The 19,260-nt window shown below is 64.4% G+C and carries 22 protein-coding genes and 1 riboswitch; of the genes, 14 read left to right on the forward strand and 8 right to left on the reverse strand.

Annotated features, from left to right (window positions below):
• Nucleotides 1–168: 168 nt before the first annotated feature.
• The 5 genes from lgt (at nt 169) to IVA96_RS01210 (ending at nt 4,781) form a co-directional block, all read left to right on the forward strand.
• Complete coding sequence (lgt, locus tag IVA96_RS01190) at nt 169–1,014, forward strand: prolipoprotein diacylglyceryl transferase (RefSeq protein WP_247415040.1); 846 nt, start codon at nt 169–171, stop codon at nt 1,012–1,014.
• Between the two features lie 21 nt (nt 1,015–1,035).
• Nucleotides 1,036–2,154 (forward strand): SAM-dependent methyltransferase, encoded by a 1,119-nt coding sequence (locus tag IVA96_RS01195; RefSeq protein ID WP_247415042.1) that lies wholly within the window; start codon nt 1,036–1,038, stop codon nt 2,152–2,154.
• Nucleotides 2,151–2,918, forward strand: a complete 768-nt coding sequence (gene pgeF, locus IVA96_RS01200; RefSeq protein WP_247415044.1) for a peptidoglycan editing factor PgeF — start codon at nt 2,151–2,153, stop codon at nt 2,916–2,918. The genes IVA96_RS01195 and pgeF overlap by 4 nt, the downstream gene beginning before the upstream one ends.
• A gap of 99 nt (nt 2,919–3,017) precedes the next feature.
• A complete protein-coding gene (locus IVA96_RS01205) occupies nt 3,018–3,632 on the forward strand; it encodes a hypothetical protein (RefSeq protein WP_247277544.1) in 615 nt (204 codons plus the stop codon).
• Between the two features lie 195 nt (nt 3,633–3,827).
• Nucleotides 3,828–4,781, forward strand: a complete 954-nt coding sequence (locus IVA96_RS01210) for a ribose-phosphate pyrophosphokinase (protein WP_247277545.1) — start codon at nt 3,828–3,830, stop codon at nt 4,779–4,781.
• Nucleotides 4,782–4,997: 216 nt separating this feature from the next.
• Here the strand turns inward: IVA96_RS01210 and IVA96_RS01215 are convergent, their stop codons facing one another.
• Nucleotides 4,998–5,570 carry a 6,7-dimethyl-8-ribityllumazine synthase gene (locus IVA96_RS01215; RefSeq protein ID WP_247415047.1) on the reverse strand — a complete coding sequence of 191 codons (573 nt, stop codon included), beginning with the start codon at nt 5,568–5,570 and terminating at the stop codon, nt 4,998–5,000.
• 77 nt (nt 5,571–5,647) lie between these two features.
• Nucleotides 5,648–5,812: riboswitch (FMN riboswitch) on the reverse strand.
• A gap of 431 nt (nt 5,813–6,243) precedes the next feature.
• Between IVA96_RS01215 and IVA96_RS01220 the strand changes: the two genes are divergently transcribed.
• Both IVA96_RS01220 and proC read left to right on the forward strand, forming a co-directional pair.
• On the forward strand, nt 6,244–6,744 hold the full coding sequence (locus IVA96_RS01220; RefSeq protein WP_247415049.1) for a YbjN domain-containing protein: 501 nt from the start codon (nt 6,244–6,246) through the stop codon (nt 6,742–6,744).
• A 218-nt stretch (nt 6,745–6,962) separates the two neighbouring features.
• Entirely contained in the window at nt 6,963–7,787 is an 825-nt protein-coding gene (gene proC, locus IVA96_RS01225; protein ID WP_247415051.1) for a pyrroline-5-carboxylate reductase, read from the forward strand.
• Nucleotides 7,788–7,802: 15 nt separating this feature from the next.
• On the opposite strand, the gene IVA96_RS01230 is transcribed toward proC, so the two are convergent.
• From IVA96_RS01230 to IVA96_RS01245, 4 genes are all read right to left on the reverse strand, one after another.
• Nucleotides 7,803–8,195: a hotdog domain-containing protein gene (locus IVA96_RS01230; RefSeq protein ID WP_247277549.1), complete on the reverse strand. Its 393-nt coding sequence runs from the start codon at nt 8,193–8,195 to the stop codon at nt 7,803–7,805.
• 88 nt (nt 8,196–8,283) lie between these two features.
• Nucleotides 8,284–8,487: a tautomerase family protein gene (locus IVA96_RS01235; protein ID WP_025033847.1), complete on the reverse strand. Its 204-nt coding sequence runs from the start codon at nt 8,485–8,487 to the stop codon at nt 8,284–8,286.
• A gap of 119 nt (nt 8,488–8,606) precedes the next feature.
• Nucleotides 8,607–10,121: a histidine--tRNA ligase gene (gene hisS / locus IVA96_RS01240; RefSeq protein ID WP_247415053.1), complete on the reverse strand. Its 1,515-nt coding sequence runs from the start codon at nt 10,119–10,121 to the stop codon at nt 8,607–8,609.
• 206 nt (nt 10,122–10,327) lie between these two features.
• On the reverse strand, nt 10,328–11,410 hold the full coding sequence (locus tag IVA96_RS01245; protein ID WP_247277551.1) for a branched-chain amino acid aminotransferase: 1,083 nt from the start codon (nt 11,408–11,410) through the stop codon (nt 10,328–10,330).
• Nucleotides 11,411–11,750: 340 nt separating this feature from the next.
• Here IVA96_RS01245 and IVA96_RS01250 point away from each other — a divergent pair, with 340 nt between their 5' ends.
• The 3 genes from IVA96_RS01250 to IVA96_RS01260 are packed head-to-tail and all read left to right on the forward strand — an operon-like array spanning nt 11,751 to nt 14,437.
• Entirely contained in the window at nt 11,751–12,293 is a 543-nt protein-coding gene (locus IVA96_RS01250) for a MarR family transcriptional regulator (RefSeq protein ID WP_247277552.1), read from the forward strand.
• The gene (locus IVA96_RS01255; RefSeq protein WP_247277553.1) at nt 12,290–13,021 is read left to right on the forward strand and encodes a response regulator transcription factor; all 732 of its coding nucleotides are present in this window, start codon (nt 12,290–12,292) and stop codon (nt 13,019–13,021) included. Before IVA96_RS01250 ends, IVA96_RS01255 begins: the two co-directional genes overlap by 4 nt.
• A 27-nt stretch (nt 13,022–13,048) precedes the next feature.
• Nucleotides 13,049–14,437, forward strand: coding sequence for an ATP-binding protein (locus tag IVA96_RS01260; RefSeq protein ID WP_128946364.1), 1,389 nt, complete (start codon nt 13,049–13,051; stop codon nt 14,435–14,437).
• A 65-nt stretch (nt 14,438–14,502) separates the two neighbouring features.
• Here the strand turns inward: IVA96_RS01260 and IVA96_RS01265 are convergent, their stop codons facing one another.
• Both IVA96_RS01265 and IVA96_RS01270 read right to left on the reverse strand, forming a co-directional pair.
• Nucleotides 14,503–15,033, reverse strand: coding sequence for a DUF3617 family protein (locus IVA96_RS01265; protein ID WP_247277554.1), 531 nt, complete (start codon nt 15,031–15,033; stop codon nt 14,503–14,505).
• 44 nt (nt 15,034–15,077) lie between these two features.
• Nucleotides 15,078–15,383 carry a hypothetical protein gene (locus tag IVA96_RS01270; RefSeq protein ID WP_247277555.1) on the reverse strand — a complete coding sequence of 102 codons (306 nt, stop codon included), beginning with the start codon at nt 15,381–15,383 and terminating at the stop codon, nt 15,078–15,080.
• A gap of 183 nt (nt 15,384–15,566) precedes the next feature.
• Between IVA96_RS01270 and IVA96_RS01275 the strand changes: the two genes are divergently transcribed.
• The 4 genes from IVA96_RS01275 to IVA96_RS01290 all read left to right on the forward strand — a co-directional run bounded on the left by IVA96_RS01275 (nt 15,567) and on the right by IVA96_RS01290 (nt 18,364).
• Nucleotides 15,567–16,028 (forward strand): hypothetical protein, encoded by a 462-nt coding sequence (locus IVA96_RS01275; protein ID WP_247277556.1) that lies wholly within the window; start codon nt 15,567–15,569, stop codon nt 16,026–16,028.
• Between the two features lie 119 nt (nt 16,029–16,147).
• Nucleotides 16,148–16,852: a ribonuclease T2 gene (locus IVA96_RS01280; protein WP_247277557.1), complete on the forward strand. Its 705-nt coding sequence runs from the start codon at nt 16,148–16,150 to the stop codon at nt 16,850–16,852.
• A 189-nt stretch (nt 16,853–17,041) separates the two neighbouring features.
• Nucleotides 17,042–17,902: a 23S rRNA (adenine(2030)-N(6))-methyltransferase RlmJ gene (gene rlmJ, locus IVA96_RS01285; protein ID WP_247277558.1), complete on the forward strand. Its 861-nt coding sequence runs from the start codon at nt 17,042–17,044 to the stop codon at nt 17,900–17,902.
• 246 nt (nt 17,903–18,148) lie between these two features.
• Nucleotides 18,149–18,364 (forward strand): cold-shock protein, encoded by a 216-nt coding sequence (locus tag IVA96_RS01290; RefSeq protein WP_008544396.1) that lies wholly within the window; start codon nt 18,149–18,151, stop codon nt 18,362–18,364.
• 69 nt (nt 18,365–18,433) lie between these two features.
• Here IVA96_RS01290 and IVA96_RS01295 read toward each other — a convergent pair whose 3' ends face one another.
• Complete coding sequence (locus IVA96_RS01295; protein ID WP_247277559.1) at nt 18,434–19,057, reverse strand: outer membrane protein; 624 nt, start codon at nt 19,055–19,057, stop codon at nt 18,434–18,436.
• Between the last annotated feature and the right edge of the window lie 203 nt (nt 19,058–19,260).

Below are 19,260 nucleotides of genomic sequence, written 5' to 3' on the forward strand. Positions count from 1 at the left end.
TGCGAAACACAATGGCAATCCGATGGGGCCGGTTCAAGGGCCGAGCGGGGGCATCCTTGTCATGCCCCGGTTTCCTTGCAATCGTATTCAACGTCCCTGCATAACAAGAATCACTGGGCGTCTGCTGGCGCTCGATCGCCGCAATCTCGTTCAGCCATAGAAGGCGCGATGCCCTTTCTGCTCATCGACTTTCCCGCCTTCAAGCCGATCGCCCTCGAGATCGGTCCGTTCGCGATCCGCTGGTATGCGCTGGCCTATATCTGCGGCATCGTGTTCGGCTGGCTTTATGCGAGATCGCTCCTCAAGAACCAGCGTCTGTGGGGCGGACCCGCACCGATCTCGCTGCTCCAGATCGACGATTTCATCCTCTGGGTCACGCTCGGCATCATCCTGGGCGGCCGCACCGGCTACGTGCTGTTCTACAATCTGCCGTTCTTCATCGACCATCCCGCCGCGACTTTCAAATTGTGGGAGGGCGGCATGTCCTTCCATGGCGGCTTCCTCGGCTGCGTCGTCGCGGTAATGTTGTTTGCTCATCGCAACGGCATCTCGATCCTGTCGCTCGGCGACATCACCACCGCGGTCGCCCCGGTCGGGCTGCTGCTCGGACGCATCGCCAATTTCATCAATGGCGAATTGTGGGGCCGCGCTACCGATGCGAGCCTGCCTTGGGCGATGATCTTCCCGAACGATCCCACACAGCTGCCGCGCCATCCGAGCCAGCTCTATGAGGCCGGCATGGAAGGCATCCTGTTGTTCGCGTTGCTCGCGATCATGATCCGCTTCGGTGCCCTGAAGCGGCCCGGCATGATCCTCGGCGCCTTCATCCTGATCTATGGTCTGACCCGGATCGCCGGCGAACATTTTCGCGAGCCGGACGCCCAGCTCGGCTTCCTGTGGGGCGGGTTAACCATGGGCATGCTGTTGTCGATCCCGATGCTTATCGTCGGCACCATACTTATTGTATGGGCAGTCAGGCGCGGCGCGCCGAAGCCCATCGAGGCCATTCGTTAATTCATTCCGAGAACATAGATCGTGACCGACTCGCCGCTACTCAACGAGATCAAGGCGCTGATCAAGTCCTCAGGCCCGATGCCGGTCTGGCGCTACATGGAATTGTGCCTGATGCACCCGCGCTACGGCTATTACGTCTCGCGCGATCCGCTCGGGCGTGAGGGCGATTTCACCACCGCGCCCGAGGTCAGCCAGATGTTCGGCGAGCTCTTGGGACTGTGGGCCGCCTCGGTGTGGAAGCAGATGGGCTCGCCGCAATTTTTGCGGCTGATCGAGCTCGGCCCCGGCCGCGGCACCATGATGGCGGACGCGCTGCGCGCATTGCGCGTGCTGCCGCCGCTCTACCAGGCACTCCACATCCACATGGTCGAGGTCAATCCGGTGTTGCGCGAGCGGCAGAGTGCGACGCTGGCGAACGTGCGCAACATCGCCTGGCACGACAGCATCGACGAGGTGCCGGAAGGTCCCAGTATCATCCTCGCCAACGAATATTTCGACGTGCTGCCGATCCATCAGATGGTCCGCTACGAGAACGGCTGGCACGAGCGCGTGATCGAGATCGATCCCAACGGAAAACTTCAGTTCGGTGCCGCGCCCGAGCCGACGCCGCGCTTCGACGTGCTGCTGCCGCCCTTGGTGCGCGCCGCGCCGGTCGGTGCCGTGTTCGAATGGCGGCCCGACAGCGAGATCATGAAGCTCGCCACGCGCGTGCGCGACCAGGACGGCGCGGTGCTGATCATCGACTACGGCCATTTGCGCAGCGATGCCGGCGATACGTTTCAGGCGATCGCGCGCCACAGCTTCACCGATCCCCTGAAGGCCCCGGGCCAAGCCGACGTCACCGCCCATGTCGACTTCCAGGCGCTGGCGCGTGCGGCCGAGGATGTCGGGGCCCGCGTGCACGGGCCGGTGACGCAGGGCGACTTCCTCAAGCGCATCGGCATTGAGACCCGCGCGGCGGCGCTGATGCAGAAGGCTACGCCCGAAGTCGCAACCGACATTTCGGTGGCGCTCAAGCGCCTGACCGATACGGGGCGCGGCGGCATGGGCTCGATGTTCAAGGTGCTCGGCATCTCCGAGCCAGGTTTGACCGGTCTTGCCGGTCTCAGCGATCTCGAACGCGCCGGAGAAGCCTCATGACGCTTGCCTCGTCGCTGCTGTCGGCCGTGCCCGGCCTGCGTCATGCCTTCTTCACCCGCGAGGGCGGCGTCTCCAGCGGCATCTATTCCGCGCTGAACGGCGGGCTCGGCTCCAACGACGATCAGGCCCACGTCGCCGAAAACCGCCGTCGCATGGCCGAGCATGTCGGCGTCGCACCGGAGCGTTTTCTCAGCCTGCACCAGATCCATTCGCCCGACGTGCTCGTCGTAGATCGCGCGTGGCCGAACGGGCCGCGGCCGAAGGGCGATGCGCTTGTCACCAGGACACCCGGGATTGCGCTCGGCATCTCCACCGCCGATTGCGGGCCGGTGCTATTCGTCGACCCCAATGCGCGCGTGATCGGCGGTGCGCATGCCGGCTGGAAGGGCGCGCTATCAGGCGTGCTGGAAGCAACGATCTCGGCGATGGAGAAACTCGGCGCCACGCGCGACGGCATCATCGCGGCGATCGGCCCCTTGATCCGGCAGGAGAGCTACGAAGTCGGCAACGAGTTCGTGGCGCGTTTCATCGAGGCGGATGCGGACAACGCGATGTTCTTCATCCCGTCGGTACGCGAGAGCCACGCGATGTTCGATCTCGCCGGCTTCATCCGGACGCGGCTGGAAGCCTCCGGCATCCTGATGGTCGACGATCTCGGTCTCGACACCTATGCCGATGAGCGCTTCTTCAGCTATCGCCGCTCGGTGCATCGCAAGGAGCCGGACTACGGTCGCCACATTCATGCCATCGCGCTCGAAGCGTGAACACAAGAGCAACACGCTGTTGTCCCGGGATGACGGTGCTGTTTGTGGCTAGCCTGCCCTAGACCTTAATCGATTTTAACGATATCGCTGCCCTCCATAATGAGGGAAGCGTCATCTTTTCCGCGTCGCGCGGGCGCGCGCGTGCTGGCGGTCATGCTGCTGGCGGCTGCGACCATGCTTGCCGGCTGCGCCGGCGGCAACGCGCCGAGCAATTCCTATGCGATGGCGCCGAACGGTGGCTCGGGCGCAACGGTCGCCTTCGAATCGATCGACGGGCCGCCGCCGCAGGTGTTCGACCGCATGGTCGGTGTGCTCGACAGCGAATCCAAGCTGCGCAGTCTGTCCGTCGTCTCCCGCGAGGGCACGGCGGCCTATCGCGTGCGCAGCTACCTCTCGGCTCAAATCGTGCGCGGCAAGACCATGATTGCATGGGTCTGGGACGTCTACGACGCCAACCAGCAGCGGGCGCTGCGCCTCTCCGGCGAGGAACCCACGTCCGCCAAGGGCGGCCGCGACCCTTGGGGCGCTGCCGACGACCTGGTGCTGCGAAAGATCGCCCAGGCCGGATTCAGCGGACTTTCCAACATGATCAACGGAACGCCGGATGCCTCAGGCGTAGCTCCAGGCCTGCGGGGACCGGCCGTGGCGACCATCATTCCGGTCGCGCCCGCGCCGGACATGCCGGCCACGGCGCTCGGCTACGCCGAGCCATAACCCCCGCTAAACCACGGGCCCAAGTTACGGCCAAACCGTTGGCCCGACTCAGGATTTTCGAAGGGAAAACGTAGCGTCCCGGGTTGCCATTCGAGCCCCCGGCCTGATATTTCCTCGCCCGTCGTAACCGTGCTTCCAATGGGTATTCGTAGGATGTTGAAGGTCGTATCCAGCAAAGCGCGGGAGGAAGCGTCCATGTCGGCCAAAAACGGCTCCATCAAGCTCGTCGCCGGCAACTCCAATCCGGCTCTGGCGCAGGCCATTGCGCAGGGCCTCGACCTGCCGCTGACCAAGGCGGTGGTGCGGCGCTTCGCCGACATGGAGATCTTCGTCGAGATCCAGGAGAACGTCCGCGGCTCGGATGCCTTCGTCATCCAGTCGACCTCGTTCCCAGCGAACGACCATCTGATGGAGCTCCTGATCATCACCGACGCGCTGCGCCGCTCCTCGGCGCGCCGCATCACCGCGGTGCTGCCCTATTTCGGCTACGCCCGGCAGGACCGCAAATCGGGTTCGCGCACGCCGATCTCGGCCAAGCTCGTGGCCAATCTGATCACGCAGGCGGGCGTCGACCGCGTCATGACGCTCGACCTGCATGCCGGCCAGATTCAGGGCTTCTTCGACATCCCGACAGACAACCTTTACGCGGCGCCGCTGATGGTGCGCGACATCAAGGAGAAGTTCGATCTCTCCAAGGTGATGGTGATCTCGCCCGACGTCGGCGGCGTGGCCCGCGCGCGCGGCCTCGCCAAGCGCATCAACACCCCGCTCGCGATCGTCGACAAGCGCCGCGAGCGTCCGGGCGAGTCCGAGGTCATGAACGTGATCGGCGACGTCGCCGGCTACACCTGTATCTTGGTCGACGACATCGTCGATTCCGGCGGCACCCTAGTGAACGCGGCCGACGCGCTGATCGCCAAGGGCGCCAAGGACGTCTACGCCTACATCACCCACGGCGTGCTCTCCGGCGGCGCGGCCGCCCGCATCTCCGGCTCCAGGCTGAAGGAGCTGGTGATCACCGACTCGATCCTGCCGACCGAGGCGGTGACCAAGGCGCCGAACATCCGCACGCTGCCGATCGCCAGCCTGATCTCCGACGCGATCGCGCGCACGGCCGCCGAAGAGTCGGTGTCGAGCCTGTTCGACTGATTTCTTTATTGTCATTCCGAGGCGGCGCGTCAGCGCCGAACCCGGAATCTCGAGATTCTTAGGTGCGCAACTGCGCACCGTAGTTCTCGCTACGCGAGCCCCCGGAATGACTTCAGTCTCGTAGGGTGGGCAAAGGCGCAAAGCGCCGTGCCCACCTTTCTCTTTCGATGAAGCTGGTGGGCACGCTTGCGCTTCGCCCACCCTACGGCAGTCTGCCTACCCCACGATCCCCGCCGCGACCTGGCCGCGCAGACGTTCCAGGCCGAGCAATGTCTCCGCACAGGCGGCCGCGACCTCCGTGCCCTTGATCGCAAAATGCTTGCGGAAGAAGTCGTAGTGCACCTCGGTCTCGTGGAATTGCTGCGGCGTCAGCACGGCCGAGAACACCGGCACCTCGGTGCGGAGCTGCACGTCCATTAGCGCCTTGATCACGGTGTCGGCGACGAATTCATGGCGGTAGATGCCGCCATCGACGACGAGACCGGCCGCAACGATCGCGGTGTAGCGGCGCGTCTTGGCGAGGACCTGCGCATGCAGCGGGATCTCGAACGAGCCGGGCACTTCGAACACGTCGACATGGGTGAGGAGCCGCGCTTCTGCCTCCTTCAGGAAGGCGAGGCGGGCCTCCTCGACCACGTCGCGGTGCCAGCAGGCCTGCACGAAGGCCACCCGCTGCGGCTTTGCGAAGCGCGGGTGTTCGGGCGCCGGATCCTGCGGAACCGGCGGTCGGGCGACTTCAGTTTCGGCTTTGGAGGTTTGGATTTGGGGATCTTGCAACATCTGATTCATGGCTTTCCTCGGTTTAAGGACCAGAATCAGGGCACACGGAACGACAAACAGCCGCATCTTGCGATGCGTCTGCCACCGACCGTTCTCTTTCATCCGGACTTTGACCGTCGGCTTCGGAGTTGCACCGAATCTGCTGACCCTTCCCTTCGGCAAAATCAAGAACCTCGGGGAAGGCGCTCGCGGGCTTGGGCCTTTCGGCCCTTACCGCCGGTGGGGACTTTCACCCCGCCCTGAGAACATCGGCCGTTCGGGATGAACGGCCTGCCAGCAAATATGCCGCCGGCGAGCCGTTGCGGCAAGCGCGTTCCGCATGGGCAAAGCGCATGGTCCCATGCCGTCGCGGTGGGAGCGGCCCTCGCGGGACGGAATTAGCAATTGGCGCCGGCCGCCCGAATGCGATTCCGGTTTGTTCTCCCTCGTCCGGTTTTGCCTCTCCCCGTTAACAATTGTGGCGGAGATGAGCTGTGGACGAACGAGTCCTGGCTTGTGGACGGACTCGGGACGCGGTTGCGCAGATTCCGCAAATCACATCACTTGATCCGCGACAGGCCCGCGCTGATCCGAGGGGATCGCAAGAGCGACCCTAGGGATCGCCGTAGCGACGTTTAGGGAGCGCGCGCCGGGCCAACCGCGTGCGTATCAAAACAACAAGAAGGCAAGAGGTCGAGACGGCATGTCCCTGCTCGAAGGCACTATCGATTCCAAGAGCCATCCGCTCGCGGTGGTCGAGGATATCGCTGCCAGCAACAACTGGCCGTTCGAACGCTCCGGCGAAGACGAACTCACGATTGTCTCGAAGGGACAATGGACCGATTACCAGCTCTCCTTCACCTGGATGGGCGAGATAGAGGCGCTGCATCTGGCCTGCGCCTTCGACATGAAGATCCCGCTGCAGCGCCGGGGCGAGGTGCAGCGGCTCGTCGCCGCGGCCAACGAGCAATTGTGGGTCGGCCATTTCGACCTGTGGACCAACACCGGCATGATCATGCACCGCCAGGCGCTGGTGCTGCCGGGCGGCCTCACCGCCTCCACCGCGCAATGCGAAGCCATGCTCGCGGGCGCCATCCACGCCTGCGAGCGCTACTTCCCGGCGTTCCAGTTCGTGGTGTGGGCCGGCAAGACCACCGCGCAAGCCATGGACGCGGCGATGTTCGACACGGTGGGCGAGGCGTAAGGCGCCTCGCTCCCCAGCGCGGGAGGAGGGCATCGCCCATCCTTCGTCGTCCTGGACAAGCGATGACGGCGCGAAGCGCTATCGTCGCGCAGATCGAGGATCCATACCGCGAGGGCTCTCCGTATCTCGCGATGCTTGTTGCTCTGCCCTCCATCCACTAGAACCACTTGGGGTCATGGGTCCTGGCTTTGGCCTGGACGACGGATTTGGCAGCAGCGATGGCGAACAACACCCTCCAAAACATCACCGGCACCATCCTCCTCGCTGGCGCCGGCAAGATGGGCGGCGCGATGCTGAGCGGATGGCTGGCGGGCGGGCTCGATCCGCGCCGCGTTGCGGTGATCGACCCGCACCTCTCGCCCGAGATCACTGCGCTTGCCGCCAAGGGCGTTGCGCTCAATCCTGACATGAAAGCGGCGGGCACGGTCGAGACGCTGGTCGTCGCGGTGAAGCCGCAGATGTTCCGCGAGGCCGGCGCCAAGCTGAAACCATTCGTTTCGGACAAGACATCGGTGGTCTCGATCATGGCAGGCACCACGATCGCCTCGCTTGAAGAGGTCTGCGGCGGCGCCGTGGTGCGCGCGATGCCGAACACGCCGGCCGCGATCGGCCGCGGCATCACCGTCGCCGTCGCCGCACAACACGTCAGCTCGGCTCAGCGCGCGGTGGCCGATGCGCTGCTGCGCGCCACCGGCTCGGTGGAATGGGTCGAGGATGAAGGCCTCATGGACGCGGTCACCGCCGTCTCCGGCTCAGGGCCCGCCTATGTCTTCCTGCTCGCCGAAGAGCTCGCGCGCGCCGGTGTGGAAGCGGGATTGCCCGAGGCGCTGGCGACCAGGCTTGCGCGTGAGACCGTCGCCGGCTCCGGCGAGCTGCTGCACCAGTCCGAGCTTGCTTCAAGCACGCTGCGCCAGAATGTCACCTCTCCCGGTGGCACCACCGCTGCCGCCCTCGACGTGCTGATGGGCGAGCCCGGACTGCGCGAGTTGATGATCCGCGCAATTGCGGCCGCGACGAAGCGGTCGAAGGAATTGGCGAAGTAGCTAACGGACTCGCAGCTACGCTCCTAGTCGCTTGTTGAACATCTCGACATTGACGAGACCGCGCGCGTGGCGGCCCTCGCCGAGTTTGCGGGTGCTCTCGAACGCCTCGACCTCGAACCGGATGACGCGGCGCTCGACCGTGACGACTTTCGCTGTGGTCCGCACCGTCGCCCCGACGCGAGCTGCCGCGAGATGGCGGATGTCGACCTCGGTGCCGACGGTGACCCACCCGGGCTGAAGCGCGGAGCGGATCGCATCGCTTGCGGTCATCTCCATCTCGAGGATCATCATCGGCGTCGCATAAACAAACGGCATGCCGGGCACGAAATGCCCGACCGTGCGCTCCACCGGCACCACCAGCGTGCGCTCTGCGCTCATGCCGATCGTGATGAAGTCGCGTGCGTCCATATTCTTTCTCGTCATTCCAGGCGCAAAGCGCGAACGCGGAAGCCAGAGATTACGCCCTGACGGGCTGCCCCGGAATGATGCTAACGCGTCACTTCTTCGCAGCCGCCGCGCGCTCAACAAAGGTCTTGCCGCCCTTCATCTTGTGGCGCAGCGGGGCCTCGTTGATCTGGATAACGACGGCATCGGCGTCGACGCCGAGATTCTTCACGAGCGCCTGGGTGATGTCGCGCATCATGCCGGCCTTCTGCTCGTCGGTGCGGCCTTCGGCCATGCTGATTGTGATCTCAGGCATCGTCTTCTCCCTGCTCGTCGTTCATCATCTATTCGTCATTGCCGGGCTCGATCCGGCAATCCATCATTTGGAAGATGGATGCGCGGGTCAAGCCCGCGCATGACGAATGGAGCGAATGGCTAGCCCCAGCTCACGTCATGGCGCGCCAAGACCTCGCGCACCTTGGCGACGAGATCGGCCTCGCTGCACGAGAATTGCGCCGGGCGGCTCTCGCGCCATTCCTGGTTGGAGGCGATCGCAGCGGCGGCCTTGGCGCCCTCGATCAGATCCTTGATCTGAACCTCGCCGCGCGCCTTCTCGTCGGAGCCCTGGATGACGACGCAGGGCGCGTTGCGGCGATCGGCATATTTGAGCTGATTGCCCATGTTCTTGGGATTGCCGAGATAGAGCTCGGCGCGGATGCCGGCGGTGCGCAAGGAAGCGACCATCTTCTGATAGTCGGCGACGCGGTCGCGGTCGAACACGGTGACGACGACGGGCCCGAATTCCGGCCGCGTGTCGAGCTTGCCGAGCAGCGTCAGTGCGGCCTGCAAGCGAGACACGCCGATGGAGAAGCCAGTCGCCGGCACCGGCTCGCCGCGGAAGCGCGAGACGAGGCCGTCATAACGCCCGCCACCCCCGACCGAGCCGAAGCGCACCGGGCGACCCTTCTCGTCCTTGGTGTCGAGCAGGAGTTCGACCTCGTAGACAGGGCCGGTGTAATATTCGAGGCCGCGCACGACGGAGGGATCGATGCGAATGCGGTCCGCGCCGTAACCCGAGGCCATGACCAGCTTGGCAATTTCTTCCAGCTCGCTCACGCCGGCCTGACCGACTTCGCTCTTGGCGAGGTAGGTTTCTGCGGCGGGGATAGCTTCTTTCCAATCATCGCGCTGCTTGGTGATGGCGAGAACAACGTCAGCCTCCGCCGCACTCAGATTGGCGCCTTTCGTGAAGTCGCCCTTGCCCTCTTCGCCGCCGTCCCATCGTCCGGGACCGAGCAATTTACGCACTTCGTCGGCGGAAAACTTGTCGAGCTTGTCGATCGCGCGGAGCACGGTCAGCCTGCGTGCCGCGTTGTCGTCGCCGCCGAGCCCGATGGCTTCCAGAACACCGTCGAGCACTTTTCGATTGTTCACCTTCACGACGTAAGAGCCGCGCGCAATCCCGAGCGCCTCCATCGTATCAGCCGCCATCATGCAGATCTCCGCATCCGCCGCCGGCGTCGCCGAGCCGACCGTGTCGGCATCGAACTGCATGAACTGGCGGAAGCGTCCGGGACCGGGCTTTTCGTTGCGGAACACGTAACCGGCGCGGTAGCTGCGATAGGGCTTTGGCAGCGTGTCGAAGTTTTCAGCGACGTAGCGGGCGAGCGGCGCGGTCAGATCGTAACGCAGGCTGATCCATTGCTCGTCGTCGTCCTGGAACGAGAACACGCCCTCGTTCGGACGGTCCTGGTCGGGCAGGAATTTGCCGAGCGCATCGGTGAATTCCATGGCCGGCGTCTCCACCGGCTCGAAGCCATAGAGCTCGTAAACAGCGCGGATCTTCTCGACCATCTCGCGCGTCGCCCGGATCGCGGCGGGATCGCGATCCTCGAGCCCGCGCGGCAGGCGCGCCTTCAATTTCTGGGGTTTTTTGGGTTTCTCGGCCATGCGCGGCGTTTACCAGCCGACGCGCGGTGCGGCAACCGTTCTTGCCCTCTCCCCTTGTGGGAGAGGGTGGCTCGCGGCAGCGGCGAGACGGGTGAGGGGTTTCTCTCCGCGAACAAACCTCTCGCGCTTGAACTCGCGAAGACAACCCCTCAGCCGGCGCTTCGCGCCACCTTCTCCTACAAGGGGAGAAGGTAAAGGTAAAAGCCTCAAAACACTTTGCGGATCCAGTTGTGCGGATCGTTGGTGCGGCCGTACTGGATGTCGACGAGCTGCTTGCGCAGGCCCATGGCGACCGGGCCGGCCGCGCCGCCACTGATGTCGAAATCGCCGCTCACCGAGCGCACCTTGCCGATCGGCGAGATCACGGCGGCAGTGCCGCAGGCGAAGGCTTCTTTCAGCCTGCCGCTGGCGGCGTCCTTGCGCCACTGGTCGAGCGAGTAGGGCTCCTCGCGCACCGTCTTTCCGGCATCGCGGGCGAGCGTGATGATGGAGTCGCGTGTGATGCCCGGCAGGATGGTGCCGAGCGGCGGCGTTGACAGCGAGCCGTCGTCGAACACGAAGAACACATTCATGCCGCCGAGCTCCTCGATGTAACGGCGCTCGAGCGCATCGAGGAACACGACCTGATCGCAGCCATGCTGGATCGCTTCCGCCTGGGCGCGCAGGCTCGCGGCATAATTGCCGCCGCATTTGACGGCGCCGGTGCCGCCGATCGCGGCGCGCGTGTAGTTCTCGGACACCCAGATCGACACCGGTGCAGGGCCGCCCTTGAAATAAGAGCCGACCGGCGAGGCGATGACCGCGAAGATGTATTCGGATGACGGCTTGACGCCGAGGAAGGTCTCGCTCGCGATCATGAAGGGCCGTAGGTAAAGACTGCCCTCGCCGCCCGGCATCCAGGCGCGATCGATGCGCACGACCTGCTCGACCGCCTCGATGAAGACATCCTCGGGCAATTGCGCCATTGCCATGCGGTCGGCCGAGTCCTTGAATCGCCGCGCATTGGCGTCGGGGCGAAACAGGTTCACGCCGCCGTCGTCGCGCTTGTAGGCCTTGAGGCCCTCGAAAATTTCCTGAGCGTAATGGAGAACCGCGCCGGCCGGATCGAGCTGAAAGTTGGCGCGCGCCTCGATTTTGGCCTCGTACCAGCCGCCCTTGGCCTGATTGTAGCGGACGATCGCCATGTGATCGGTGAAAACTCGCCCGAACCCTGGGTCCACCAGCTTGGCGACGCGGTCCTTCTCAGGAGTCGGATTGGATGCGGGCTGGATGTCGAATGTCATGCTCATGTCCTTGGCTCCCGCTGCCGGTATCGGCGCTGTTCTGGCACCGGCCCGCCCCTGTTCGGGGCCGGCTGGCTTCATTAGGTGTTTGGCTGGACCGCCGCCAGCCTTGTTACGGCCGGTTTCCCGTGGCCAGCATGTCGCCGAGGACATGCTTTTGCGGAAGGCGGAAGTCCAGTATGTTTTGTCGAAATGCCGCTCGACAATCGCACGGTAGATCTGCTCCGGCCGTCGTCGCCTGTCCGGCTGTTTCCGCCGTCCCTGCTTCGACGCCGCCCGTCGCGATACGATCTAAAATTTCGTACGGGCCAATCGTTTTGTAACATTGAACCCAAGATACGTCAATATGCCTGACATAAATTTCGCGAGTCCGTCTCAAGACGCCGCCGAGCCTCGGCCGGCCGCAGGCGATGGAGGCAATTTGCGCTGGGATATCATCGAGCTGCTGTTCTTCGCTTATCGCGATTTCGTGGGCGATCCAGACCAGGAGCTGGAGGCCTTCGGCTTCGGCCGGGCCCATCACCGGGTCATGCACTTCGTCTATCGCTATCCCGGCCTCAAGGTCGCCGATCTCCTCGACGTCCTGCGCATCACAAAACAATCGCTCGGCCGCGTGCTCAAGCAGCTTCTCGACGAAGGCTATATCGTGCAGAAGACCGGCGACAATGACCGTCGCCAGCGCCTGCTCTATGCGACGCCGAAGGGCGAAGCGCTGGTGCAGAAGCTTGCCGGGCTGCAGACCACGCGGATCACCAAGGCGCTTGCCGAGATAGGTCCGCAGGATGCCGAGACCGTCAAGCGCTTCCTGCGCGCGATGATCGATCGCGACGATCCGGACAAGGTGCTCGAGACGATCTTCGCTTCCGTCAACCACGACGCCAAGGAGTGACCGTGCCGCTCGCTGCCACGCTCGCCCGCCCGCCGGTGCAACCCGCCGACGATGCCCCGCATCTGCTGCTGGTCGACGACGACCGCCGCATTCGCGATCTGCTGTCGCGCTTCCTCGCCAGCGAAGGCTATCGGGTCTCGACCGCCGCCAGTGCCAGCGATGCGCGCGCCAAGCTCATGGGCTTGCATTTCGATCTCTTGATCCTCGACGTCATGATGCCCGGCGAGACCGGCTTCGACCTCGCCCGTTTCATCCGCACCTCGTCCTCGGTGCCGATCGTGATGCTGACGGCGCGGCACGAGGCAGAAGCGCGCATCGAGGGCCTGCAGATCGGCGCCGACGACTATGTCGCAAAACCGTTCGAGCCGCGCGAGCTCGCGCTGCGCATCAACAACATCCTCAAGCGCGCCGCGCCGCCGCCGCAGGCGGCGACCGTGGAGAAGATCGCTTTCGGACCCTACGTCTACCATCTCGAACGCGGCGAGCTGCGCCAGGGCGATGAGGTCATTCACCTCACTGACCGTGAGCGCGAGATGCTGCGCATCCTCTCGGAGACGCCGGGCGAAACCGTGCCGCGCAGCGCGCTGACCGGCAACGGCAGCGTCAACGAGCGCGCCGTGGACGTTCAGATCAACCGCCTCAGGCGCAAGATCGAGACCGATCCCGCCAATCCGCTATTCCTCCAGGCGGTGCGCGGCATCGGCTACCGGCTGGTGGCCTTGCCTTAAAGCCCATAGAGCAGTGAAGCGCCACCGATGAGCACGATCGATACGGGCCTGACGCTTCTGAAGAGCGCCGCTGGCCGCGTCTCCGCCGCCAATGGCTGGATGGGCAACGCATTCAAGGGCTGGATGCCGACCGGCCTCTATGCGCGCGCGCTGCTGATCATGATCGTGCCGATGGTGATCCTGCAATCGGTCGTCGCCTTCGTGTTCATGGAAAGGCACTGGAACACGGTGACTCGGCGCCTGTCCGCCGCGGTGGTGCAGGACATCGCCGCGCTGATCGACGTCTACAAGGGCTATCCGCAGGACAAGGATCGCGACCAGATCCGCCGCATCGCCCAGCAGCGGCTCGGCCTCGTCGTCGATTTCCTGCCTGCCGGTGACATGCCGCCACCGGGACCAAAGCCGTTCTTCTCGCTGCTCGACCAGACCCTGTCGGTGCAGCTCGGCCGCCAGATCGGGCGTTCGTTCTGGATCGACACGGTCGGCCGCTCCAACCTCGTCGAGATCCGCATCCAGCTCGACGATGCCGTGATGCGCGTGTTCGCCCAGCGCAGCGCCGCCTACGCCTCCAACTCGGAAATCTTCCTTTTCTGGATGGTCGGCACGTCCTCGATCCTGCTGATCGTCGCGGTGCTGTTCCTGCGCAACCAGATCAAGCCGATCCTGCGGCTCGCCGATGCCGCCGAGAGCTTCGGCAAAGGCCGCGAGGCGCCGAATTTCCGCCCCAGAGGCGCGCGCGAGGTGCGGCGCGCCTCCGTCGCCTTCCTCGAGATGAAATCGCGCATCGAGCGCACGATGGAGCAGCGCACCGCAATGCTGGCCGGCGTCAGCCATGACCTGCGCACCATCCTGACCCGCTTCAAGCTCGAGCTGGCGCTGATCGGCGATAGTCCCGAGCTCGAGGGCATGCGCAAGGACGTCGACGAGATGTCGATGATGCTGGAGGATTACCTCGCCTTTGCCCGCGGCGATTCCGGCGAGCAATCGCAGCCGACCGATATGGCCCAGGCCCTGGAAGAGCTGCGCAGCGATGCCGAACGGCACGGCCACACCGCGACCGTGGCGTTCCACGGCCTGCCAGTGGTGACGGTGAAGCCGGCCTCGTTCAAGCGCTGCCTTGCCAACCTCGTCACCAACGCCGCACGCTACGGCAAGGCCATCGCCATCACCGGCCAGCGCGATCACCGCTATCTCACGGTCACGATCGACGACGACGGGCCGGGCATTCCCGCGCATTTGCGCGAAGAGGTGTTCAAGCCGTTCCTGCGGCTGGACAACGCCCGCAACCAGGACGAAGGCGGCACGGGCCTTGGCCTCGCGATCGCCCGCGACATCGCCCGCTCCCACGGCGGCGACATCACGCTCGGCGACAGCCCGATGGGAGGATTGAGGGCGAGCGTGAGGATACCCGTGTAACTGCTCTTGCCTCTCCCCGTTAGAACGGGGCGAGGGAGCCCACCGATTTTCCGGCTACGATCTCGCTACTTCGGCAGCAGTCCCTTCAGCTTATCCACGTCGCGCACGTTCATCTTGAAGCCGCCTGGCATCACGATGTCGCCGGGCTTCTGGTCCGGCTTGCAGGCCCCGAGCCATTTCGCTTCAAGCGTCATGGTGCTATCGCGCCCGGCCGTGCCGGCGACGCCGCCTTGCGCATGCGAGGAGGTCCTCACCGTGTAGGCCGAGTTGAAATCGCCTGATATCTCGGCATGCGAGGTCGTGCTGACGCCAGCGACGTTGCACTCGGAATCGCTGACATAGCCGGTCGCGGTCTTCTTGATCTCCTGCTTGGCGCAGATCTGCCTGGCCATCGGGGAGACGTTGTTGCTCATCTCCTTGTCGACGGTCTCGTCAGTGCAGTGCTGCATGGTCATCTCGGGCACGGGCGAGCCGGTCGTGACCAGCTTCATTTCCCAAAGGCCGGCCTTGCGCAGCGGCAGATCGTCGGCGCTGGCGCTGCCTGCGAACAACACGAGACAGGCGGCCGAGCCGAGCAAAGCGAGTTTGCGCGTCATCGGGGGGGCTCCCGGCTGAGAGATTGCGGCGTTACGACCGCGGTTCAGTACAGCGTGCGGATCGGCTGCTCGGCGGCGCCGTAGGGCACCCAGCGGCAGGAGAACGAGATGTAGCCGCCCTCGTAGGCCTGCACCGCGAGAAATTTGGCGACTTTGCCGTAGCGCGCGCAGTGATCGACCGCGACCTGCCGCGCATCGACCTGGGTCGCCATCGAATAGGCGATGATGCCGCCGGTGTCGTTGCCCTTGAACGGCGGCACTGGAAGAATATCGGCCCGCACCGACTGGCTCGCCATCATACCCGAGACAACCAGGCTGGCGAGAAGACCCGCGGCCGCAATGATTCGCATTCCCGTCACTCCAATTGGTTGGCGCCAGTTTACGGTGCCGGGATGGAAGTGGAAAGAACGGAAGCCATGCCGAGCGCGACGTTGTGGTCAACTCCTGGCGAAGTGTTGCCGCGCTGCACTTGACCCCGCCCAGCCTTCGCGGCACGGTCCCACCTTCGCAAGACCCAGCAGTCCGGATTGCCCATGCGCGCCCCCTCCCTGAAATCGCTCCGCTTTGCCGCCGTGCTCGGCCTCATGTTCGGGGCGCTATCGCTCGGTGAGGCCAGGGCCGCCAATCCGCTCGAGACGAATTTCTGGCTGAGCGGGCCGCGCTACGATGGCGCCGTCGCCGATTGCGACAAGGCGCTGCCGACGATCGCCACCCAGTTCTGGGAGAAGGAAAGCTCGTTCTGGAATTCCTCGTTGAAGATCACCGGCTTCTCCGCCGTTCGCGAGACCGCTTTCCGGCCCTGGCAGTCCGACAACATTCCGCGCCGGTATTGCACCGGCGACGCCATGCTCAATGACGGCAAGGTGCGCAAGGTGCATTTCTCGATTATCGAGGATGGCGGCTTCGCCGGCTACGGCAATGGCGTCGAATGGTGCGTCGTCGGAGTCGACCGCAACTGGGCCTACAATCCAGCCTGCCGCGCCGCCAAGCCCTGATTTGAAGAGTCCCGAGTCGGGCCGATCTGGCGACTGAGCGGCGGTGGCTGCATTTTGTTCTTGAAATGTTCTTATCGCCTGCTAGGCTTCATTGCACAGTCTAGTTGAGGGGCATCGCCATGTTTCATTCCAGATTGCATTCGTTTTCCCGCCTGGTGATCTCGCTGACCCTTCCCCTGATCCTTGCCGCAGGCCTGGCCTCGTTCGCCGGCGGCGCAAAGGCCCAGGACAAGCGGCAAAACGCGCCGGGCGAGTTCGATTTCTATGTGCTGTCGCTGTCATGGTCGCCCTCCTTCTGCGAGGAAGCGGCCGAGCGCAACGGCCGCTCACACATGCAGTGCAGCGGACGGCCCTACGCCTTCGTGGTGCACGGGCTGTGGCCGCAATATGAAAACGGCTTCCCCGAATATTGCCAGCGGCCGGCACCGCGGCTGAACCGCGGCATCGTCTCCTCGATGCTGGATTTGATGCCGGCGCCGGGCCTGATCTTCAACGAATGGGACAAGCACGGCACCTGCTCCGGGCTCGAGAGCCGCAGCTATTTCGAAACGATCCGCAAAGCGCGCGCCGCGATCAAGATCCCGGCCGAATATCTCGATCTGTCGCAGGCCAAGACCGTGGCGCCGGCGGAGGTCGAGGACGCCTTTATCAAGGCCAATCCCGGCCTCAGCAATGCCGCCATCTCGGTCACCTGTAACCGGACACGGCTGTCTGAGGTCCGCATCTGCCTCAGCAAGGATCTGCAATTCCGCGCCTGCGACGAGCTCGAGCGCCGCACCTGCCGCCGCGAGCAGGTGACGATGCCGCCGATCAGGGGTGGGTAGAGGGAGCCCTCGGATCGCCATTCCGGAGCGCGCGGCTTGTCCGCCGCAGCCCGAAGAGCGAAGGCGGAAGCGCGGGGCTGGAATCCATCTGTCCGCATTCTCAAAGAAATGGATTTCGGGTTCGGTGCTGGCGCACCGTCCCGAAATGACGGCCGTTACTTTCGCCTCGCGATGTCGTAACTCTCCGCCATGAACTACCGTCACGCCTTCCATGCCGGCAGCTTCGCCGACGTCATCAAGCACATCGTACTGGCGCGCATCCTCACTTATTTGCAGGACAAGCCGGCGGCGTTCCGCGTCATCGACACCCATGCCGGCGCCGGCCTCTACGACCTCGACAGCAACGAGGCGCGCCGTGGCGGCGAGTGGCTGACCGGCATTGCGCGGCTGATGCAGGCGCGGCTGTCGAACGAGACCGCGGCGCTGACCAAGCCGTATCTCGACATCGTCCGCGCCTTCAATCCGAAGGGCGAGCTCAAGGCCTATCCGGGCTCGCCACTGATCGCGCGCGGCCTGCTCAGGCCGCAGGACCGCCTCATCGCCTGCGAGCTCGAGCCGAAGGCGCGGAAAGCGCTGATCGACGTGCTGCGCCGCGACGAGCAGGCTCGCGTGGTCGATCTCGACGGCTGGATGGCACTGCCCGCCTTCGTGCCGCCGAAGGAGCGGCGCGGCCTCGTGCTGATCGACCCGCCGTTCGAGGCCAAGGATGAGTTCGAGCGGCTTGGCGAGGCCTTCTCGGCGGCGTTCGCGAAATGGCCGACCGGTATCTACGTCGTCTGGTATCCGGCTAAGAACCGGCGCGCCACCGACACGCTGGCGCAAACGGTGGCGCGGCTCGCAGCCGCAGCAAAGCCATCAGGAAAATGCCTGCGCCTCGAATTCAGTGTGGCGCCGCAGCTCGATGGCGCGGCCCTCACCTCCACGGGTCTTCTGATCGTCAACCCGCCCTACACGCTGCACGGCGAGCTCAAGACCATCCTGCCCGAGCTCGAAATGCCGCTCGGCCAGGGCGGCGCTGCCAGATTCCGATTGGAGGTGCCGAGGCCGTAACACTCCGGCATTCTTGGGAAAAATATGCAGGAACGGTAGTCAATCTGCGACGAACCGTATTATGCTGTTTCCGTGACTGGCTTTACGTTCCGCTTCCGCGAATGGTTGCGGCGGAGTGAAGGCCCAAGAAAGATCCGGCCGGACCTATGAGGTCCGCCCAAGGATGGCCAGCTCCCGGGCTTCGTAAGGTCCGGTCATGTCGTGACGCTGCGTCGCGGCGGAGGAGCAATGAGGGGGAGTTTCCCGATGGCCATGACGGGAACGGTCAAGTTCTTCAACGGCGAGCGCGGCTACGGCTTCATCAAGCCGGACGACGGCGGCCGCGATGTCTTCGTTCACATCACCGCCGTAGAGCGGGCGGGACTGAAGGACCTTGCCGAAGGACAGCGTATTACTTTCGAAGTCGAACCGGACAAGAAGGGGAAGGGACCGAAGGCGGTCAATTTGGTCATCCTCTCCTAGCGAGCCTGGCTTAAAAAATCCCGGCCGCGAGCGGCCGGGAGGTTGGTCCGGTATTTTCTTCTTCAGCTATCAGAAGTGATAGTTCACGCCTGCGCGGACAACGCTGGCGCTATAGCCGTTTGACACGCCCGTAATTGCGAACTGACTCGTCGACAGATCGATGTAGAGATATTCGAGCTTGGCACTCCAGTTCGGCGCAAGGCCGACTTCCGCGCCGGCACCGATGGTCCAGCCGGCCGTGGTGTGCGATTCCGTCCAGCCGAAGGTCTGCGCGCGCAGTTCGCCGAAAGCGAGGCCAGCGGTGCCGTAGAACAGCACATTGCTGAAGGCATAGCCGGCGCGGCCGCGCAGGGTGCCAAACCACGGATTGGAGAACTTCCACGGCGCGAAGGTATCGTCGGCACCGGCGGCCTGAATGTCGCCCTCGACGCCAAACACCCAAGGGCCATTCTGGAAATTATAGCCGGCCTGCACGCCGCCGACGAAGCCGGAAGGCTTTGAGGGATTGTTGTCGACCGAACCCCATTCATAGCCGACGTTGCCGCCTAGATAAGGACCGGCCCAGCTGTACGCATTGAGCGGCTGATTGACGGTATAGGGGGCACGCTGCCCGTAACTGAGATCGGCGGCCCCTGCCGAAGCTGTCCAGCCGGCAGCAACCAACGCGGCTGCGCCCACAACGAGCCCCTTCATCACACACTCCAACGCAACTGCCGCCCCCCGCGATGCCTGCGCCGCCGCGCGAAGCCAGATCGCATGGTTACGGAACCACCACTTTTTCGCGTAAGATTTATCGAGAGCTTTAAGTTAAAGGGCTGTTAAGCCGGGTTACCGCGCTATTGACAGGCTTAACCAAGCGTTACCGGGAACTGCGCCCGCCATCCTGTGCGTGCGCC

This window comes from Bradyrhizobium sp. 159 (assembly GCF_023073795.1).
Taxonomy (GTDB): domain Bacteria; phylum Pseudomonadota; class Alphaproteobacteria; order Rhizobiales; family Xanthobacteraceae; genus Bradyrhizobium.